General features: G+C 49.4%; 16 protein-coding genes. 4 read left to right on the top strand and 12 right to left on the bottom strand.

Translation table 11 applies throughout. The features are described from left to right. Window positions 1–31: 31 nt before the first annotated feature. The 5 genes from hisS to A3844_RS05310 all read right to left on the bottom strand — a co-directional run bounded on the left by hisS (window position 32) and on the right by A3844_RS05310 (window position 5,918). Entirely contained in the window at window positions 32–1,285 is a 1,254-nt protein-coding gene (hisS, locus tag A3844_RS05290) for a histidine--tRNA ligase (protein ID WP_074106790.1), read from the bottom strand. Between the two features lie 819 nt (window positions 1,286–2,104). After that, complete coding sequence (locus A3844_RS05295; RefSeq protein WP_074086269.1) at window positions 2,105–2,551, bottom strand: hypothetical protein; 447 nt, start codon at window positions 2,549–2,551, stop codon at window positions 2,105–2,107. A gap of 224 nt (window positions 2,552–2,775) precedes the next feature. Further along, window positions 2,776–2,931, bottom strand: a complete 156-nt coding sequence (locus tag A3844_RS32685; protein WP_167374628.1) for a hypothetical protein — start codon at window positions 2,929–2,931, stop codon at window positions 2,776–2,778. A gap of 214 nt (window positions 2,932–3,145) precedes the next feature. Further along, window positions 3,146–3,589, bottom strand: coding sequence for a D-aminoacyl-tRNA deacylase (gene dtd / locus A3844_RS05305; RefSeq protein WP_074086267.1), 444 nt, complete (start codon window positions 3,587–3,589; stop codon window positions 3,146–3,148). A gap of 148 nt (window positions 3,590–3,737) precedes the next feature. Further along, entirely contained in the window at window positions 3,738–5,918 is a 2,181-nt protein-coding gene (locus A3844_RS05310) for a RelA/SpoT family protein (RefSeq protein ID WP_074106792.1), read from the bottom strand. A 305-nt stretch (window positions 5,919–6,223) separates the two neighbouring features. Here A3844_RS05310 and uraA point away from each other — a divergent pair, with 305 nt between their 5' ends. Next, window positions 6,224–7,534 carry a uracil permease gene (gene uraA / locus A3844_RS05315; protein WP_074106793.1) on the top strand — a complete coding sequence of 437 codons (1,311 nt, stop codon included), beginning with the start codon at window positions 6,224–6,226 and terminating at the stop codon, window positions 7,532–7,534. Window positions 7,535–7,636: 102 nt separating this feature from the next. On the opposite strand, the gene A3844_RS05320 is transcribed toward uraA, so the two are convergent. From A3844_RS05320 to A3844_RS05345, 6 genes are all read right to left on the bottom strand, one after another. Beyond that, a complete protein-coding gene (locus A3844_RS05320; protein WP_074086264.1) occupies window positions 7,637–8,155 on the bottom strand; it encodes an adenine phosphoribosyltransferase in 519 nt (172 codons plus the stop codon). Window positions 8,156–8,234: 79 nt separating this feature from the next. Continuing rightward, window positions 8,235–10,646, bottom strand: coding sequence for a single-stranded-DNA-specific exonuclease RecJ (recJ, locus tag A3844_RS05325; RefSeq protein ID WP_074106794.1), 2,412 nt, complete (start codon window positions 10,644–10,646; stop codon window positions 8,235–8,237). Window positions 10,647–10,674: 28 nt separating this feature from the next. Continuing rightward, complete coding sequence (locus A3844_RS05330) at window positions 10,675–11,637, bottom strand: cation diffusion facilitator family transporter (RefSeq protein ID WP_074103423.1); 963 nt, start codon at window positions 11,635–11,637, stop codon at window positions 10,675–10,677. A 120-nt stretch (window positions 11,638–11,757) separates the two neighbouring features. After that, complete coding sequence (secF, locus tag A3844_RS05335) at window positions 11,758–12,660, bottom strand: protein translocase subunit SecF (protein WP_074086261.1); 903 nt, start codon at window positions 12,658–12,660, stop codon at window positions 11,758–11,760. After that, complete coding sequence (secD, locus tag A3844_RS05340) at window positions 12,650–13,900, bottom strand: protein translocase subunit SecD (protein ID WP_074086260.1); 1,251 nt, start codon at window positions 13,898–13,900, stop codon at window positions 12,650–12,652. Before secD ends, secF begins: the two co-directional genes overlap by 11 nt. Window positions 13,901–14,116: 216 nt before the next feature. Further along, window positions 14,117–14,371, bottom strand: coding sequence for a post-transcriptional regulator (locus A3844_RS05345; RefSeq protein WP_074086259.1), 255 nt, complete (start codon window positions 14,369–14,371; stop codon window positions 14,117–14,119). Between the two features lie 175 nt (window positions 14,372–14,546). On the opposite strand from A3844_RS05345, the gene spoVB reads away from it, so the two are divergent. Then, window positions 14,547–16,151: a stage V sporulation protein B gene (gene spoVB / locus A3844_RS05350; RefSeq protein ID WP_074086258.1), complete on the top strand. Its 1,605-nt coding sequence runs from the start codon at window positions 14,547–14,549 to the stop codon at window positions 16,149–16,151. 4 nt (window positions 16,152–16,155) lie between these two features. Here spoVB and A3844_RS05355 read toward each other — a convergent pair whose 3' ends face one another. Next, window positions 16,156–16,920 carry a YetF domain-containing protein gene (locus A3844_RS05355; protein ID WP_074086257.1) on the bottom strand — a complete coding sequence of 255 codons (765 nt, stop codon included), beginning with the start codon at window positions 16,918–16,920 and terminating at the stop codon, window positions 16,156–16,158. A gap of 291 nt (window positions 16,921–17,211) precedes the next feature. On the opposite strand from A3844_RS05355, the gene A3844_RS05360 reads away from it, so the two are divergent. Together A3844_RS05360 and A3844_RS05365 are read left to right on the top strand one after the other, a co-directional pair. Beyond that, window positions 17,212–17,604, top strand: a complete 393-nt coding sequence (locus tag A3844_RS05360) for a TIGR04086 family membrane protein (protein ID WP_074086256.1) — start codon at window positions 17,212–17,214, stop codon at window positions 17,602–17,604. A gap of 96 nt (window positions 17,605–17,700) precedes the next feature. Continuing rightward, window positions 17,701–18,540: a phosphatase PAP2 family protein gene (locus A3844_RS05365; RefSeq protein ID WP_244169682.1), complete on the top strand. Its 840-nt coding sequence runs from the start codon at window positions 17,701–17,703 to the stop codon at window positions 18,538–18,540. Window positions 18,541–18,860: the final 320 nt, after the last annotated feature.

Here is an 18,860-nt window from a genome sequence, read left to right on the forward strand (position 1 = left end):
TAATTGCTGTGGATTCCTATCCATGTCAATCCTAAATCAGTGATGCTGCCAGGTCTTCCAGCCTTACAGTCCGCTGTTCACCTGTTTCCATCGATTTCAGGGCTATGACGCCGCTGCTCAGCTCATCTTCGCCCAGAATCGCTGTATACCGTGCATTCATACGGTCTGCCGATTTCATCTGCGCCTTCATCTTGCGTCCAAGGTAATCCCGTTCCGCAGAGTACCCCAGGCTTCGCAACGTGAACAGCTGCTTTGTAATTTCCATGTCTGCAGCTTCCCCGAGAGCGACAAAATACACATCCAGCGGCTTGGCTGGCTCCAGTTCTACACCCTGATTCTCCAGAATCAGCAGAATCCGCTCCAATCCGATTCCAAATCCGATGCCCGGCTGATCCGGCCCGCCGATTTCTTCCACCAGACCGTTGTAACGGCCGCCGCCGCCAACAGTATCAATCGAGCCGATACCAGCCGCTTTATATTCAAACGCGGTATGCGTGTAATAATCGAGACCACGTACAAGACGGGGGTTAATACTGTATTCAACACCCATAACATCCAGATGTGCTTTGACCTGCTCAAAATGTGTGGTGCACTCCTCATCCAGACTATCAAGAATGGATGGTGCGCCGCCAAATTTATCCTGGTCCACCTTGCAGTCCAGCACGCGCAGCGGATTGCGCTCCATCCGGCGCTGACAGTCACTGCACAGGGTATCCCGCATTGGCCGCAGGAAGTTCAGGAGTTTCTCGCGGTAAGCCGCACGGCTGGGCGCATTCCCTACAGAATTCAGCTCCACCTTTACATCCTTCAGTCCCAGATCCTTGTAGAACTGATAGCCCATAGATACTACTTCCGCGTCAATAGCCGGGTCTACCGCTCCAAAGGCTTCAATACCAAACTGGTGGAACTGGCGGTATCTTCCTGCCTGCGGCCGTTCGTAACGAAACATAGGTCCGATATAGTACAGCTTGCTGACATCCGGTTCACCATACAGCTTGTTCTGAACATAGGCACGCACTACACCGGCTGTTCCTTCCGGACGAAGCGCCAGATCGCGGTCGCCCTTATCCTTGAAGGTGTACATTTCACCTTCCACGATGTCTGTTGTTTCCCCCACGCCGCGTTCAAAGAGCCCTGTGTGCTCGAACATCGGTGTGCGGATCTCACGGTAATTGAACCGCCGGCAGAGATCTCTCGCCTTGCTCTCTACAACCTGCCATTTCTCCACTGCACCCGGAAGCACATCCTGCGTGCCCGTAGGCTTCTCAAATCTTTCCTTTGCCACAGCCAATCCCTCCTGAAAATAACAAAAAATCCCTCGTCTCTGTTTGTTACAAACAGGGACGAGGGATTATCATAACCAATAATTCACCCGTGGTACCACCCACATTCCGGATTCAGGATAACCATCCCTAAACCCGCTCAAAGCGGTTAACGCCCGCCTACGCGCTCCGGCTACTGACCTGCGGCAATCCTGTGATTACCTGCTTTCGCCGTGCGTTCTCGGGGAAGTCATTCATCCGTTCATCAACAGAATCCTTACAGCCAGCGCGTAAACAGTGTGTTAATCCTTCTAATGGACTACAGCTGATTCAGCGGGGATTCTTCTCTGGGGTTGTGGGTTACGGATTACTTGGTCCCGTCATCAAAACACTATAACATATCGTATATTGTTAGATTCTACTGAACCACTGCGCTAAAGTCAAGGCATGGAACAAAATACATCCTCTCTATATGCCTCTGGACACGCGGGTAAAAAAAATGACCTGCAGCCGATTGCTGCAGGTCCATCATCATATATTATAAAAAAGGGGGTCATGCCTCTATTATAAACACGCTATATTAAGGAATCATGAATGGAATATTACGGTTACATTACAGAAAAGAAAGCGTTCTATTGCCCGGGACATTCCCCAATTCTTGCCCACAAATCACTTTACACTACAACATTATTCTCTGTCTAGAGATATAGTACATATTTTGGGTATTAACCAATAAAAAACTCCGCAAGCCCTTCTCGAAGGGTTACGGAGCCTTTCAGATGTTCAGCAACCTTCTTTCCCTAATCAAGCTTTTGTCCGGAGACCGTTAGCCTGAACCTACATTAATCTTCAAAAATCTCCACAAAGGCATGTTTGCCTCGCAAAACCTCAACAACCTCATTATGCTTTTCTTCAGGTACCTTGAGGGCCATCACATAATGCAGATCGTCCAAATTACGGTCATCTGCATCCGATCCGCTGCGTACATCACCGGCACTACGTGCATCTGTGTTGTCGTCCAGATCATCGTCCACCCGGATGCCCGGTACGATGGCCGCTCCAGAAAGCGAACCTGTCGCGCCTGCAACCCCAAAAGCCCCCCCGGCCATGGATGAATTGTTGTAAGGCACCAGCGGCAGCAGAATATTACGGCTGCGGTGGTCTCCTTTGTCCAGAGGATCTGTTAATGGAGATACTTCTATGCCTTCCACACCGTAAGGGATCAAAGCTGTCTTCGCACCTTCCGCTTCACTTTCGGTTCTGAAATACGCCTGAATTCTTGTACTCATGGTCGTTCCCTCCTTATGAATGGTAAGATCACTGAATTTCTGGCACTGATCAGGATTTGCGGACCATTACAGATGGATGCAATAAGTTTCGTCTTCGTCTTCGTCTTTCTATTACCCGCATTGACAGGCTTTCTAACGACCCGGGTACAACTCCGGGATATTTACCTTCAAGAACGAAGCTGTGAACTGAAGACACACACAGGAAAAACCGCACTCCCTAATCCTCAGGTGCGCGGCAAAAGACTGCGGCTGTTTCCTTTTAACACTTGAGGTTCTCTATAATCATCGGAACCCTTGGCTGCCGCCATAGCTTCAGCACAGCAGCCTGCACTGCATGCAGGAATGCTGCTCCAGCTCCGCGACTTTTCTGATTGTCTCATGACCTGATTCCCCACTATCTGCATATACTCGATCCCTTCTAGTTTATCCAGCCCAAGTAGGGTCTATCCGTACGAAAGAAGGGGGAGCCCCATGAAACCAGATTCCTTTACAAAAACAAAAAAAGTGCCTCACGCCAATTCCTCACGGAACTTCGTATGACACTTTGGATCATTCATTACCTATTGTTCTGTGGTTCATTACGATACTAATGGATTAGCCACGGCTGTCGAGCAGAAGCGTTACCGGCCCCCAGTTGGTCAGCGACACATCCATCATAGCACCGAAGACACCGGTCTCCACCTGCAGCCCTCCGGCTCTCAGCTCTTGATTAAAGTAATCATATAGCCGCTCTGCCTCGGCAGGCGCAGCTGCGGCCATAAAGTTCGGACGGCGGCCTTTGCGGCAGTCCCCATATAGCGTGAACTGGGACACGGATAATATAGCCCCCCCTGTATCGGTGACACTGAAGTTCATTTTACCGGCCTCATCCTCAAAAATGCGAAGTCCGGCTATTTTATCAGCTAAATACTTGGCGTCCTTCTCTGTATCCTCATGGGTAACGCCGACCAGCAGCATCAGGCCTTCACCAATGGCTCCGGTCACAGCACTGTCTACGCTCACCCTGGCTTCCTTGCAGCGCTGCACTACAACTCTCATTAGCCTTTCAGCTCCTTGCCCCTATCCTGAAATAACGATGTCCGAACGGAGGACATTGTTATGAAAGCCTCGAATTTGGCGAAGCCAAATGGAGGGCCATCTATGAAACCTCATCGTCTGAAGTACCGCGAAAGAGCGGCATGGATGTCTACTGCATAATCCGGTTTACTGTGTATACATCCTTGACCCGCTTGACCTTATCGACCACAGACTGCAGATGATCGGTGTTGCGGATCAGAATCGTCATATGAATCATCGCCATTTTGTTCTTGTCGCTTCGTCCGGTGACAGCCGAGATATTCGTCTTGCTCTCCGACACGGCCTGGAGCACTTCATTGAGAAGTCCATTCCGGTCATGGCCGGTAATCTCAATATCCACGCTATAGTTGGCCTCCATGCTGCCTTCCCAATCCACTTCGATCACCCGTGCCGATTCTTCGCCATCCCCTTCGGCGGGAATATTCGGGCAGTCTTCACGATGGACGGAAACGCCACGGCCGCGGGTCACATAGCCGATAATATCGTCGCCTGGTACCGGATTGCAGCATCGCGCAAAACGCACAAGCAGATTATCAATGCCTTTTACACGTACTCCGTTGGTCGGCTGATTGCGCTTCTCCCCACTTGATTTGATTTCTTTCATTTGGGAAGTTAGCTCCAGATGGCCGGCTGCTTCTTCCTGTTCCTTACGCAGCTTCTCTGTAAGCTTGGAAGCAATTTGGGCGGCGGTAATTCCGCCAAATCCCACTGCCGAGAGCATATCTTCTACATCATTGAACGCGAATTTCTTGGCCACTTCCGACAATTTGTCTTCCGTGAGCCAATCCGAAACTTCCACGTTCAGACGTTTCAGCTCACGCTCAATCGCTTCCCGGCCCTTTTCAACGTTCTCCTCGCGTTTCTCCTTCTTGAACCATTGCTTGATCTTGCTGCGGGCATGAGAGGATTGGGCAATCTTCAGCCAGTCACGGCTCGGGCCGTAAGAGTTCTTCGAGGTTAGAATCTCCACGATATCCCCGGTCTTCAGCTTATGGTCCAGCGGCACAATACGCCCGTTCACCTTGGAGCCGATCGTCCGGTTCCCCACCTCTGTATGAATCCGGAAGGCAAAGTCAAGCGGTACAGAACCTGCCGGGAGCTCTACAACCTCACCCTTAGGGGTAAACACAAATACGAGATCGGAGAAAAAGTCCATCTTGAGTGATTCTACAAACTCCTCAGCATCCTTCGCCTCATGCTGGAGCTCCAGAATCTCACGGAAAAATGGCATACGGTTCTCCGGATTGACATTATTACCGCTGCCTTCTTTGTAAGCCCAGTGGGCGGCAATCCCGAACTCAGCCGTACGGTGCATCTCCCATGTGCGGATTTGCACTTCAGTCGGTTCTCCGCCCGGACCCACCACGGTGGTGTGCAGCGACTGGTACATGTTTGCTTTGGGCATGGCAATATAATCCTTGAAACGGCCAGGCATCGGCTTCCAAAGAGTATGAATAATGCCGAGTGTGGCATAACAATCCTTAATATTGTCGACGATAATGCGGATGGCAAGCAAATCATAAATTTCATTGAACTGCTTGTTCTTCGTACTCATCTTGTTATACACGCTGTAAATATGCTTCGGACGGCCCGAAAGATCGCCTTCGATGCCCATTTCGTCCAGTTTGGAACGGATACGGCCGATAACGCTGTCGATGAACTGCTCCCGTTCCGCACGTTTCTTGTGGACCAGGTTGGCAATACGGTAATACTGCTGCGGGTTCAGATACCGGAGGGCAATATCCTCCATCTCCCATTTGATCGCAGAAATCCCCAGCCGGTCCGCAATGGGACAAAAAATCTCCAGCGTTTCATAAGAAATACGGCGCTGGCTTTCTTCCGACTGGTACTTAAGTGTACGCATATTGTGCAGACGGTCTGCCAGCTTGATCACAATGACCCGGATATCCTGAGCCATGGCGATGAACATCTTGCGGTAGTTCTCATTCTGCTGCTCTTCCTTGGAGCGGAAACGAATCCGTTCCAGCTTGGTCAGTCCGTCTACCAGCATCGCGCAGGTATCGCCAAATTTCTCACGGATCTGCTCCAGGGAAACGGTCGTATCCTCTACAACATCATGCAACAGCGCTGCAATAATGGAAATAACATCCATTTGCATATTGACGACAATATCTGCGACCGCGAGCGGATGCAGAATGTATGGCTCCCCCGATTTCCGAACCTGCCCGTGATGAGCCTGATCGGCAAAATCATAAGCTTCCCGGATGCGGAGAAGATCTTTTTCTTTTATATAGGCGCCGGCCTTTTCGGTTAATTGCTCTATGCCCATTCTCGTCGTATCCGTTTCCTTTCTATAATAAAATGAACCCGCAAGCGCTCGCTGAATTTGCAGGTTCCATATGTTTCAAATCTGCGCTACCCGCAGTGTAAAGTTGTCTATAATTATGACGCTTGTGATGGATTACGTCAACACTTGCCATAGCGTGGCATCCGGGTAATGAATGGTATCAAGAATAGACAATTTCGTGGCACTTGCAAAAATGTTGTTGTAAAAAGACGCCGTTCTATTTAATCTAGTAAAGGCGGTTTTTTGGAACCTCACATAAATTAGACATGAAAGAGAAGTGAATACCATTGCAACGCGAAATTCAAGTTAACCAAAAGCTCCCTTGGGGCCCGGGCTTTCTGCTGAGCCTTCAGCATTTGTTCGCCATGTTCGGCAGCACGGTGCTTGTCCCTAATCTGTTCGGGGTAGACCCCGGCATGATCCTGCTGATGAACGGTATTGGCACACTGCTGTACATCCTGATCTGCCGCGGCAAAATCCCAGCATACCTCGGATCAAGCTTTGCCTTCATCTCACCGGTGCTTAGCGTATTGGATAAACACCAGGCGGATCACCAGCATGGATATTCGCTTGCTCTGGGCGCTTTTATCGTTACAGGGGTTATTTTCATTCTAGTCGCATTGATCGTCCGTTATGCCGGAACCGGCTGGATTGATGTGGTATTTCCTCCGGCGGTTATGGGCGCTATCGTAGCAACCATCGGACTGGAACTGGTACCCGTAGCGGCGCGCATGGCTGGACTGATTGCCCCTGAAGGCGTGAGTGTGACCGACTGGACCCCTGATACCACAGCTATCACCCTTTCCATGGTAACTCTGGGCGTAACTGTCATTGGCGCAGTGCTATTCCGCGGCTTCCCCAAAATCATTCATATCCTCATCGGTATCGTAACCGGTTATGTTCTGGCCTATATTATGCAAGTGGTGAATACAGACGCGATCACAAAAGCGCATTTCTTTTCCCACCCCACCATTATTACCCCTTCCTTTGACTGGCAGGTTATCCTGACTATTATTCCAGTCTCCCTTGTAGTCATTGTAGAGCACATTGGCCACTTACTCGTTACCAGCAACATTGTCGGCAAAGACCTGACCAAAGATCCCGGGCTGGACCGTTCACTGATGGGCAACGGGATTTCCACTATTTTTTCCGGCTTCTTCGGTTCTACCCCAAATACGACTTATGGTGAAAATATCGGCGTTATGGCGCTGACCAAAGTATATTCGGTCTATGTGATCGGCGGCGCAGCAGTAATTGCAATTCTGCTCTCGTTCTCCGGAACATTCTCCTCTATTATTGCCAATATCCCGCAGCCTGTTATGGGTGGCGTCTCACTGCTGCTGTTCGGTGTCATCGCGGCTTCCGGTCTGCGCATCTTTGTCGAGCAAAAAGTTGATTTCTCTAAAGCAACCAACATGATTCTGGCTACTTTGGTTCTTGTGGTCGGCATTAGTGGTATTTCACTTACTATTGGCGGTGTAGTGCTTAAAGGCATGGCGCTAGCAACCATTGTCGGCATGGTTCTGTCCCTGCTATTCAAATTAATTGAAGTACTGGGCTTATCCAATGAGCAGGGCAGTGACAAAACTACACATTAACAATAATTAATACGATATATATGCTGTATAAAAAAGCGGACTGCTGTCTATAATCGACAGCAGTCCGCTTTTTATTTCCCGGGAAAAGAACACTGGTTTTAATTAGTCTTCGTAGGTGAGGAGCGAATGAACCCCGATACCGGAGAGCTTATTCCGTCCGGCAAGCTGGGTCAATTCGATCAGGAAGGCCGCTCCGACCACATTGCCGCCCAGTTGCTCGATCAGGCTGACCGAAGTGGCAATGGTGCCTCCCGTTGCCAGCAAATCATCAGCAATAAGTACGTTTTGTCCAGGCTTGACCGCATCCGTGTGAACCGCCAGCGTGTCTTTACCGTATTCCAGATCATACCCTACCTCAATCGTTTCATACGGCAGCTTGCCACTTTTGCGGATCGGTACAAAACCGACACCCAGCGCGTAAGCAAGGGGGGCGCCAACCACAAATCCACGGGCCTCTGGACCGGCAATCACGTCGATCTGCAGATGTGATACCAGAGCCTTCAGCTCATCAATCGCCCGGCGGTAAGCTTCGCCATCCTTAAGCAAAGTAGTAATATCTTTGAAGCTGATGCCCGGCTGCGGGAAATCCGGTATCACACGAATACTGTCTTTAAAATCCACACTATCATCTCCTCAAAAGTTTGTGAGCGTTACCTCACTGAATTGACTTCGAATTAACCCGGTTCGGAAAGCATTTGACTTATCCCACCCGGGATACATCCGGGCGGCGGGACAGCATCCACTCCTGCAGCTCGCTGCGGCTGCTTTCCATGAAATAGCGTTCCATTTCCGCAGTCTGCCCCAGTCTCACAAATTGCTGTGAAGCAGTAAGACTCTTAGCGGCGGGCTGCGTAACAAAGGTAACATTCCCCTGAGTACGCTCGATAAAATCAAGCTCCTCGAATACATCGAGCATTTTGGCCAGCATTCGCATCCCCATGGAAGACTGTCGGGTGAGCCGCAGCAGCAGTTCATGCTCGGGTATTGGAGCTGCTGCCAGCGCAGCCAATGATTTATATAGCACTTTGAAGTGGTCTCTTGTCGGCATCTGCAGCCGGTCCCGGCCATCCCTGATCGAATGCAGTAAGGCAATATTATCCACATGGGGGAAAGCGGCGAACAGTGCATCCAGCTGCTCCGGTGTTTCCGGCATATCTAGCAGGCAGAGTAGAGATACCTGTGTGTCTTCTGAAACTGCCGGTTCATGCCGAACTGGTGTTATACCAGCGTCCTCATCATATACCCATAGTGACATGCCTTGGAGCGCGCTCATTGGCGACAAGCGGCTGTTCTGGAATACAGCAGCTGTTCTGAGCGGCTCACCACCACAATAAGGCTGCAGGAGTTCTGTAAGCTGTGAGGCTTGCTTCACCGCATCGGCTGCACCGCGAAGGTCAAAGAGCTGCGGACTGGGCACCGACAGATCCTGCAGCATGAGCTGCGGTTTCCGTGAGCCATTCCACTCATTGACCGACAGCTCAGCCAGAATGTCGATCAGCGTTCCATCCGGAAGCAGTTCAGCAAGCCCTCCTTTGCCAAAGGCAACCACTTCAATGGTATGGCTGCCCTGCTGGAGGACAAGCTTGAGATGCTTGCCTTCCTGCCCCATCTTTCGGGTCTCCTTCACCGCAGCACCACGAACAATGAATTTCGGCACCGGGTTGGCCATTCCAAATGGAGCCAGCCGGTCCAGTTCAAGTGCAGCCTGCAGGGACAAATCAGCAATGGCCGTCTCTTCATCTGCTGAAGTCACCGGCAGAAAGTGCTCCGGCTTCAGTACCTTCGCAGCATAATCATTTAGAGCCGCTGCAAAACCCTCAATTTTGTCCTGATGCAGGCTCATCCCGGCCGCAGCCGGATGTCCTCCGAAATGATCCATTAAGTCCGCGCAGGAGGTTAAGGCTTCATAGATATCCAGGCCGGGAATAGATCGGGCTGATCCCTTGCACATACCTGTCTCCGGATGTATATCCAGAATAATCACAGGGCGATAATAACGTTCCAGCAGCTTGGAGGCCACTATGCCTACTACCCCTACATTCCACCCCTGATGGGCAAGCACTATAATATCAGGCAGCTTGTCCTTCTGGACCTGTAGTTCCAGCATAGCAGTGGCTTCGGTCACAATTCTCTCTACAACCAGCTGGCGTTCTTTGTTCAGCAGATCCAGCTCTCCGGCAAGCTTCTCTGCCTCATCCGTTTGCTCTGTAGTCAGCAGAGTAACAGCGCGTCCAGCGTGGTCCAGCCGTCCACTAGCATTGATTCGCGGAGCCATGCCAAAAGCAATATTCACTGCACTGACTGTATCCATCGTTATCCCGCTAACCCCAAGCAGGGCACGTATTCCAGGGAATGGTGAGTTCCGCATGCTGGAGAGGCCTCTACGAACAATACTGCGGTTTTCGTCCACAAGAGGCATCAAGTCAGCGACTGTTCCAATCGCAGCGATCTCGCTCCACTCCTCAGGCACCTCGTCCCCAAGCAGTGCCTGAGCCAGCTTGTAGGCCACCCCTACACCAGCCAACCCTTTGAACGGATAAGGGCAGTCTGGCAGCTTGGGATTGATCAGCGCATAAGCTTCAGGCAAAAGCTCCGGCGGTTCATGGTGATCCGTAACGATCACATCCATCCCAAGCCTGCTAGCGTATGCAATTTGATGATAGGCACTAATACCAGTATCTACCGTGATGATAAGCGATACTCCTTGCTGCTTCGCCCAATCCAACGCATGATTATGCAATCCGTAGCCTTCATTTGCGCGGTGCGGAATATAAATATCAAAAGAAGCGCCCAGGTAGCGCAGCAGATAAATCATCAGCGCAGTACTGGACACTCCGTCCGCATCATAGTCACCATATACAAGGATATGCTCTTCTTCTTGTAGAGCCTTTCTAATCCGGGGTACCGCTTCGGTCATCCCCTTAAGCAGAAAGGGATCATGCCCTTCCTGGTCTCCGCCTTCCATGAACATAAGCGCCTTGTCCGGCGTGTTCATTCCTCTCTTCACAAGCAGCGACGACAGGAGTGGAGAAACCGAAAGAGTCCGGGCCAAATCCCGAACTTCATCAGGATCGGCTGCCGGCGATTGCCATCTTGTTTTTGAATGAAGCAATAGATTTCACCTTTCTCTCCCGTAGCAGCTATTGAAGCAACGTTGGGATTTCATTGTCCACAAGCTCATGATTGCTTTTGTAAGGATAACCCGGATCATACGGTACAACATCCATATGAACCTCGCCTACATGCACAAAACGGTGCTGCAGAAGCTTTCTGGCACATTCCGAAATATCCTGGGCTTCCATAACCGTAATACGCGGATTCACGCTAATTTTGACCTGGAGATTTACATAACTTCCTTGTTCCAATGCCTGCAAATATTCTACCCGGATCACGCCATGCACCCGCTGTACCGTTTCAATGAAGTTGGCTGCTTCTTCGGAAGGAAGCTCCTGAAGTTTCTTACCATATACAGAAGCAGTGATCAGCGAAAAACCTTTGCGGATAATTAAACATCCGGTTAACAGTGCTGCAATCGGGTCCATATATAATAATGGATGCCAGTTTAAAGATCCGCCAGCCATCGCTAAGGAAATCCCGATAACTACAGTAATTGAAGTATATAGACTGAAGCGGTGGTTATCTGCATATGCAGCATGGCTGCCATCGCCCTTTTTTTTGAAATAACGGTACTGGTACTGAAAAATGGCCTCTTTCATAACAATGGAGATGAGCACGGCGACAAGCGCGGTTTGTTCTGGTGCTGACAAATGTCCTCTGGTCAGATCACGAATCGCTGAGAAGGCGATTTGAAGCCCGCCCATTAGAATAAGTACTGAAAAAAGAATGGCTATAATCGGCCCTTTATTGCTCTCCTGATTGCGCTGAGCTGCTCTATTCTTCTGATCCCGCACTGTCCGCCATGGAAGCGGTAGAATCTCTGCCAGCTTGGCGGCTGCATCCGACCCCGAATATAATGCATCACCAATTAATGCTTTGCTGCCCGAGACATAACCAATGGTCCCTTTGGCTACCGCCAATGCAAGATCACCGGCAACTCCGGTCCAGACAACTTTATCACTTGGTGGTGATTGTTTGTCATACATTACGAGTTCCTCCTTACCACTAGCAAGTAATCTCATGATGACTGCTTGGCCTGACATTCCACTCCAAAGATTTCGAAAAGCCGCGTCGTCTTTGACGCGGCTTTTCAAGTGTACCTGACTTTAGGCCTTTGCCGGATTGCTCTTTCCAGCCGACTTCTGGCGCTTCTTCAGCAGCAGCCAGAGCGGACTTGCGATAAAGATGGATGAATATGCTCCAGAGAGCAAACCGATAACCATCGCAAGGGAGAACATTTTGATTGATTCTCCACCGAGAATAAGCAGGAAAAACGCGGCAATAAACACCGTAAATGCTGTATACAGGGACCGCATAAGGGTCTGGGACACACTTTTGTTGACCAGCAACTTAAGATCCTCATATGTTTTCTGCTTGCCGAACCGCAGATTCTCTCGGATCCGGTCAAAGATAACAATCGTATCGTTGATCGAATAACCAATAATGGTCAGGACCGCGACAATGAAAGTCAAATCGACCTCCAAACGGAAAATAGAGAATACGGAAACGACGATAAACGCATCATGGATAAGCGCCACAATCGCAGCCAAGGCAAAACGCCATTCAAAACGGATACTTACATAAATGATAATCCCCAGACAGGAAAGGAGCACAGAATAAATGGCATTGCGCGCCAGCTCTTTGGCCATTTCGGTATCCACCGTATTGACCTCGAAGGAGGCTTTATCATCCAGCTTCGAAATCGCGGCCTTTAATGCCTCATCCTGGGTATTGTCAAGTTCCTTATCGTAGCGGATATTTACGCGTTTCTCGCCCAATGTGATCTGCGGTTCGTTCGAGATTCCAAGACCATTTAGAGCGGGCTTAAGCTGTTCCAGTGTGATGTTCTTCGACATTGCCACATCAACATTGGACCCGGCTTTGAAATCAACACTGTAGTTCAAGCCCATTGTTGCCAGAAAGATTAGACCTGCAACTGTAATAGCAATGGAAAAAATATAGAAAAATCTGCTCAAATGTACAAAATCAAGCTCTTTCTTAAAGCGCACGGATGTCACTCTCCTTTACCCCAAATTGCTTCGGCTTTTTCAGCGCACCGGCTTTGACCAGCACGGTAAGCAGCCAATGGGCAAAATAAAGGTTCGTTACGATACTAAGCACAATTTCCACAATCAGGATCAGTGCAAAACCTTTGACCGCACCAGTACCAAAAGCGAACATTACAGCCGCTACAATAATAGTGGTTACATTCGCATCCATTACCGTACGGAAAGAGGTTTTGTTCCCTGCTTTGACAGAAGATAATATGCTCTTGCCGCTGCGCATTTCTTCCCTTATCCGTTCATTGGTAATGATATTGGCATCAACCGCCATCCCTATACCGAGAATGAATGCGGCGATACCGGGGAGAGTCAAGGTAAAGTCGGCAATGACGAACACCGCAATTAGCAGCCAGGTATGAAGGATCAGCGCGAAGCTGGCCAGAGCGCCCGGCAAGCGGTACATACCGATCATGAAGATCAGAATAATTACGGAACCCACAAGTCCGGCTTTCACCGTCTGGTCAAGAGACTGTTTACCAAGTGTTGCGCCTACGCTTTGGGAGTATTTCTCTGTCAGCTTAAGCGGCAAGGCACCGAGGTTAATCGTATCAGCCAGTTCACGGGCTTTATCCAGCGTATAATTGCCTGAGATCGAAGCATTTCCATCGGGAATTTCCATATTGACATCAGGATCCGACAGCTTTCTGTCATCAAGATAAATCACAAGCTTCTGACCGATCAGACGTTTGGTAATCTCAGCAAATTTGGATTTATCTTTGACCTTAATGCTGATTTCCGGCCGGTTCAGTTTGTCGCGTTGAACATCTGCCGCACCCTCTACAAAATCACTGCCCACAAGCTCAATCTTGCTGTAGGTTCCCACAGCATCGCCTGGAGCGGCACTACGGAAAGTAAGAACAGCAGGCTCTTTCATTTTCTTGCGGACTTCGGCCTCGTCGGTAACGCCCGCGATCTTCAGACGGATGCGGTCCGTTCCTTCAGTAGTAACCTCAGGCTCACTTGTTCCGAGGGCATTGGCCCGTTTTTCCAGGCTCTCTGCTGTCTTTTGGAGTGAAGCACGGGATAATTCTGCACCCGCCTCCATCGGCTCCGCGTGATACAGAATCTCGAAGCCGCCTTTTAGGTCAAGACCCAGACGGACCTTGTCCAGCAGCCCGGGAGTGGTAAACACCATGACCCCTGTCAATACGAGCACGGTAATAATAAAGCTCAACATTCTCTTCATGCTCTTGCTAGTTCCCCTTTCATTACTCAATATTCCTATTATAGCTACGTGCGAAATCACCGTCAATTCAGGCAGGAATGACGGTACTAATATCACACAAAGAAACGGCCGGCTCTGCTCAAGCGGCAAGCCATCCGTTTTTGATAGGAAATGCTGAATTGCTCTTCTCTTACTTTAACGTTTCCAGTACCCGTTTGCAAAAGCAAATCGTTCCTTTTATCCGTTCAAACCGCGATAAGCGGCAATAGTCAGATAGTTCATATAACTATTGGCCTTGAGTGAATAGATATCATTCACCAGCTTATGCAGGGCAGGTCTGCCTTCCTTGGCATAATTGCGGCTGACGCAATCCCAAATATCCTTGCCCTTCACATATTCATAGCCGAGGAGCCGGAATTCCTCCGCTTTACTGCGGCACATGGCTTCGATTTCATCACTAAGCTGTTCGTAATTCCATTGTTCCGATTCCACGTGTTGACACCTCCAAAGATCGCTCGCTTATGCATGTTCACAAGTATGTATTCGACCATATTTCCTTGTTTCCTTCTTCCGGCTGAAAAGTTGTCACAACTAAAGCTTGTCATGGAAAACCCCACCTGCCGCATATCAATGTAGGAGAGACTACTTTGGGAAGAAGGAGTGCCCTTTGAGGAAACAGAGCTTTATTCAAGGAACCTTGATACTGCTGGCCGCAGGCATTATTAACCGGATGCTCGGTTTTATTCCGCGAATTATTTTACCGCGTGTGATCGGCGCCGAGGGCGTAGGTCTCTATCAGCTCGGTTATCCGTTTTTCATTGTGCTGGTTACCATTATCACAGGGGGGATCCCGCTGGCAATTGCCAAAATGGTTGCTGAAGCCGAAGGGGAAGGACGCCCGGAGGAATCCCGAAGGATTCTGCATACCGGACTCGCCCTTAGTCTGGGACTGGGTGTTTTTTTCACAATGCTTGCCCTGTTCGGGGCCTCATGGGTTTCGAATGTGATTCTGACAGACAGCCGTGTCTATTACACCTTTGTAAGCATGACACCCATGATCGCCATTGTGGCCGTATCTGCAATCTACAGAGGTTATTTTCAGGGTAGGCAGAACATGATCCCCTCTGCGTTGTCCTCAGTGCTGGAATCAGTGGTCCGGATTGTATTTATGCTGTGGTTCTCCTGGCTTCTGCTTCCGAGAGGGATCGCTTATGCGGCAGCTGGAGCCATGCTGGGTGTGACTGTAGGAGAAATCGTCGGTATGCTGGCGCTTCTGTGGCAATATTATTTTATCGTAAAAAAGGACAAGAACGCGGGCATATCTCCTGCTGCAAACCCTGCTGTTTCTATGCCGGAAATGAAGCTGCATCCAAATCCAAGCCCTTCCACTAAGGATCTTTCCATTTTCAAAAGGTTGATAAGAATTTCGGTTCCTGTCACTGCGGGACGGCTTGTCGGTTCATTCTCCTATTTGCTGGAGTCCATTATCACTGCCCGCAGCCTCGCGCTTGCCGGAATCGCCACTGCTGCTGCCACCGCCCAGTACGGCTCCCTCCAGGGGATGGTTATCCCCTTGCTGCTGCTGCCTGGGGTACTCAGCTCTTCACTGGCCGTGTCTCTCGTCCCTTCCTTATCTGAGGCTGCGGCCCGGCATGATCTGCCCACGATTCACAAACGAATGCATCAGGCGCTACGCCTGGCCATGGTGACCGGTGCGCCTTTTGCCGCAATAATGTACATTTTTGCTGTACCGTTATGTACATTAATGTACGGTAATGCCGATACAGCCCCAATGCTGCGGATGATGGCCCCTTTCGCCTTGTTTTTATATGTCCAAGCCCCTCTTCAAGCGGCCCTCCAAGCGATGGAACGCCCGGGCAGGGCATTAATTAATACCCTGATCGGAGCGGTGATCAAAATTTTACTGATTCTCGGACTGGCCTCACAGCCGGAGTATGGAATCTACGGGGCAATTATCGCCATTATTGCCAATAGTATTCTGGTGACTCTTCTGCACGGGATCAGCGTAGTCAAGCTAATATCATTATCACTGAGATTGGCTGATCCGCTCAAAACGTTTGCCGCAATGATCATTATGGCTGCAGGGATGTCTTATATCTATACCTCTGTGCCAATCGCGTCCGCAGAGTGGATCCAATTCATGTTAGCCGCAGGAAGCGGAATGGCCCTCTACTTTGGAATTTGTCTGTTATCCGGCTTAATCTCCGTACATGATCTGGACCGGGTGCCTTTTTTTAAAAAATGGCGCTGAACATTCAATGAAGCAAACGGTCTACATATATTTTGCCTTTATGGTCGATGGAGCATAGGAACACATCCCGAAAATCCGAGGCACCCTTTTGACGGATCTGGGTTCTCAGCCAGAATCGTGTCTTGCCGATCATCTCCAAATTCTGGTCCTGAACCTTACCGTCCATAATAAGCGGAATCGGCAAGCCTTCATACCTGATTTTATGGCTTGGCAGCTTCACACTATCTGAAGTATTCCCTTCAGAAATCCCGTTACGCTGTCCCGTTTCAGCCGCAGAACTGCTATTACCACTTTGATTACTGGAAGATACGCCCTTATTTTTTTCGATTACAGTGAGCTGACCGCTCGTTTCCAGAATGGCAAATTCCACATCTGCCGGACTATCGATATTCTGGCCCCTTAACTGAAGCATCAGATCGTCAATGTTATACCGCTGTTTACGCATCTCACCACGGTGCAGCTTGCCATCCGAAATCAAAATGCTTGGCTTGCCGTCGATCAGCAGCCGGAGCTTTCTGCTCTTTAGGCTTAGCTGCGCGGCCAGAATCTGAATCAGCACCAGTGTTGCCATTGGTACCAGACCATCATAAATCGGCCGTTCTATATCTTCAATGGAGAAGACAGCAATCTCGGCAATCATAATGGAGATTGTCAAATCAAATACCGAGAGCTTGCCGATCTCCCGTTTACCCATAATCCGCATGCACAGGAAAATGAAGATATACATCAGCACAGTCAGAAAAATATGGGCAGAAATATGCTGGAACATATTCTCTTCGCTCCCCTTCCATATTCACCCCCGCCTGATGTGAGGGCAGATTAATGTACCCCTATTCTGACCCCTCAGCTAAGGGAACATTCGGATGACGGTTTATTAATTAATGGTAAAAAAGGCTTCATGACCATTCTTGTACTATTGGGGCAAGCCTCCCCATACAATAGTTAGTAATAAATCTCTTGCGTATTGTATTGCTCAAAAAACTTAGCATATGCTTCCGGAGCAGTTTTTTCACAGCTGAGTCGGGGTGTATTGCTCAAAAAACAATTAGGAGGTTGTACCATGTATCTCATCCGGCGACTGTTCTCGTGGAGAATATCGAGTCCTGTATTATCCGGTTTATGCCAATCCTTCCTGTGGATGCTGCTGGGCGCGGTTGTCCTATCCCTATTCCTGTGGGGAAGCGGACTGGAAGAACAGGATCTTACCATGTACACCTATATTGTCCACGGTATTGCTGCCGCCCTCGGTGGATTGACCGCAGGACGGAGATCATCGAGCAGGGGCTGGTATCATGGTGGAATTACGGGAGCTTTCTACGGAATAATTATATTACTGATTGGTTTTTTGGCACTGGACAGCGCACCTGCCGGCAAAGACTGCTTATGGATACTGGGTGCAGCAGGCATCGCAGCATTCGGCGGAATGTTTGGGGTTAATTTGCATAAATCCTAAATAATTTAATTTTGCAAAAAATCGAATCCCACTCCTTAAAATATGGTAAACTGAATTTATATGACTTCATACGGGATCAAGGAGGCTTCGATTGTTTTGCTTTACCAATCCATGAATTATGTAATGCTGTACACAGTTGTCATTGTTGCTGTATTGATGTGGCTTAGTGCCCTCCGCAATCCTCTGCTGGCTTTTGTTGAGATCGGAAGAGAACTTCTGCACTCTTATAAATTCCTACTGCTGGTTGCAGGTATGTTCGGTGTGCTGGCTCTGAATAAATACGAATTGCAGATTGAGAGGAAGCTACATCTCACTTCTGATTACACCTCTTTCGTCTTTGGGCTTGAAGGCCATTTTGTGAGGGATTTACAGCATCTGTTCTTTATGCCCTGGCTGACGCCGATTATTGTTTTCTTCTATATCTTCATGCTTCAATCCGTCCTGGCCGCTTCACTCGGCGTTTATCTGCTGGATAAGAACCGTGTGATGCTCTATGCGACTTGCTATACGATTATTCTGAATTATGCAATTGCCATTCCGTTTTATCTATACTTTCCGGTGAACGAGGTCTGGTCCTACGTTCCGGCGGGTGTCCGCTTTACCATGCTGGATGTTTTCCCGAAGTTTGAGCAGGAATACAGACCTCTCTCAGGACTGAACAACTGTTTTCCAAGCCTGCACACAGCGATTTCTGTATCAACAGCACTGCTCGCCTTCCGTTCCGGCAATCGCCGCTGGATGGCAATTACCACCGTGTCAGCGGTCATCATTGTGTTCGGCATATTCTACCTGGGCATTCATTGGCTGACCGACATGCTTGGCGGCACAATACTGGCCGTTGTATCGACTACTGTTGCTGTTCAGCTTGCCAAGTTGACCCTACGCAGCGGAGAAGGCAAACTGGCTGTCCGCAGCCGTGCAACTGAACTCCGCTAATTAACTTGGTCTCACATAATAAAAAAGGGGCTGTCTCAAAAGCCATGAAATGGCTACTTGAGACAGCCCCGCTGTTTTTGAGTTGGATGGACTTGCGCACTTGGTGCGGACGCTCCGCGAACGGACCGTTGCTACAATCGCTGTGCTCTCCAGATTTTATTTATTTCCCGTAGCGGTAAAAATCCGGAGAGCAAGGCGACCGCTACCGCTTTTCCGCAATCAGTCCGTCCTCTCCGCTGTTTAAGCGGGGGAACGTTCCTACAATTCTTTCAAAAATCACAAAAAGAAATCGCCCTTTGGTAAAATGGAAGTGTCGAGCA

It is taken from the genome of Paenibacillus helianthi, from assembly GCF_001909055.1.
Lineage (GTDB): Bacteria > Bacillota > Bacilli > Paenibacillales > Paenibacillaceae > Paenibacillus_AQ > Paenibacillus_AQ helianthi.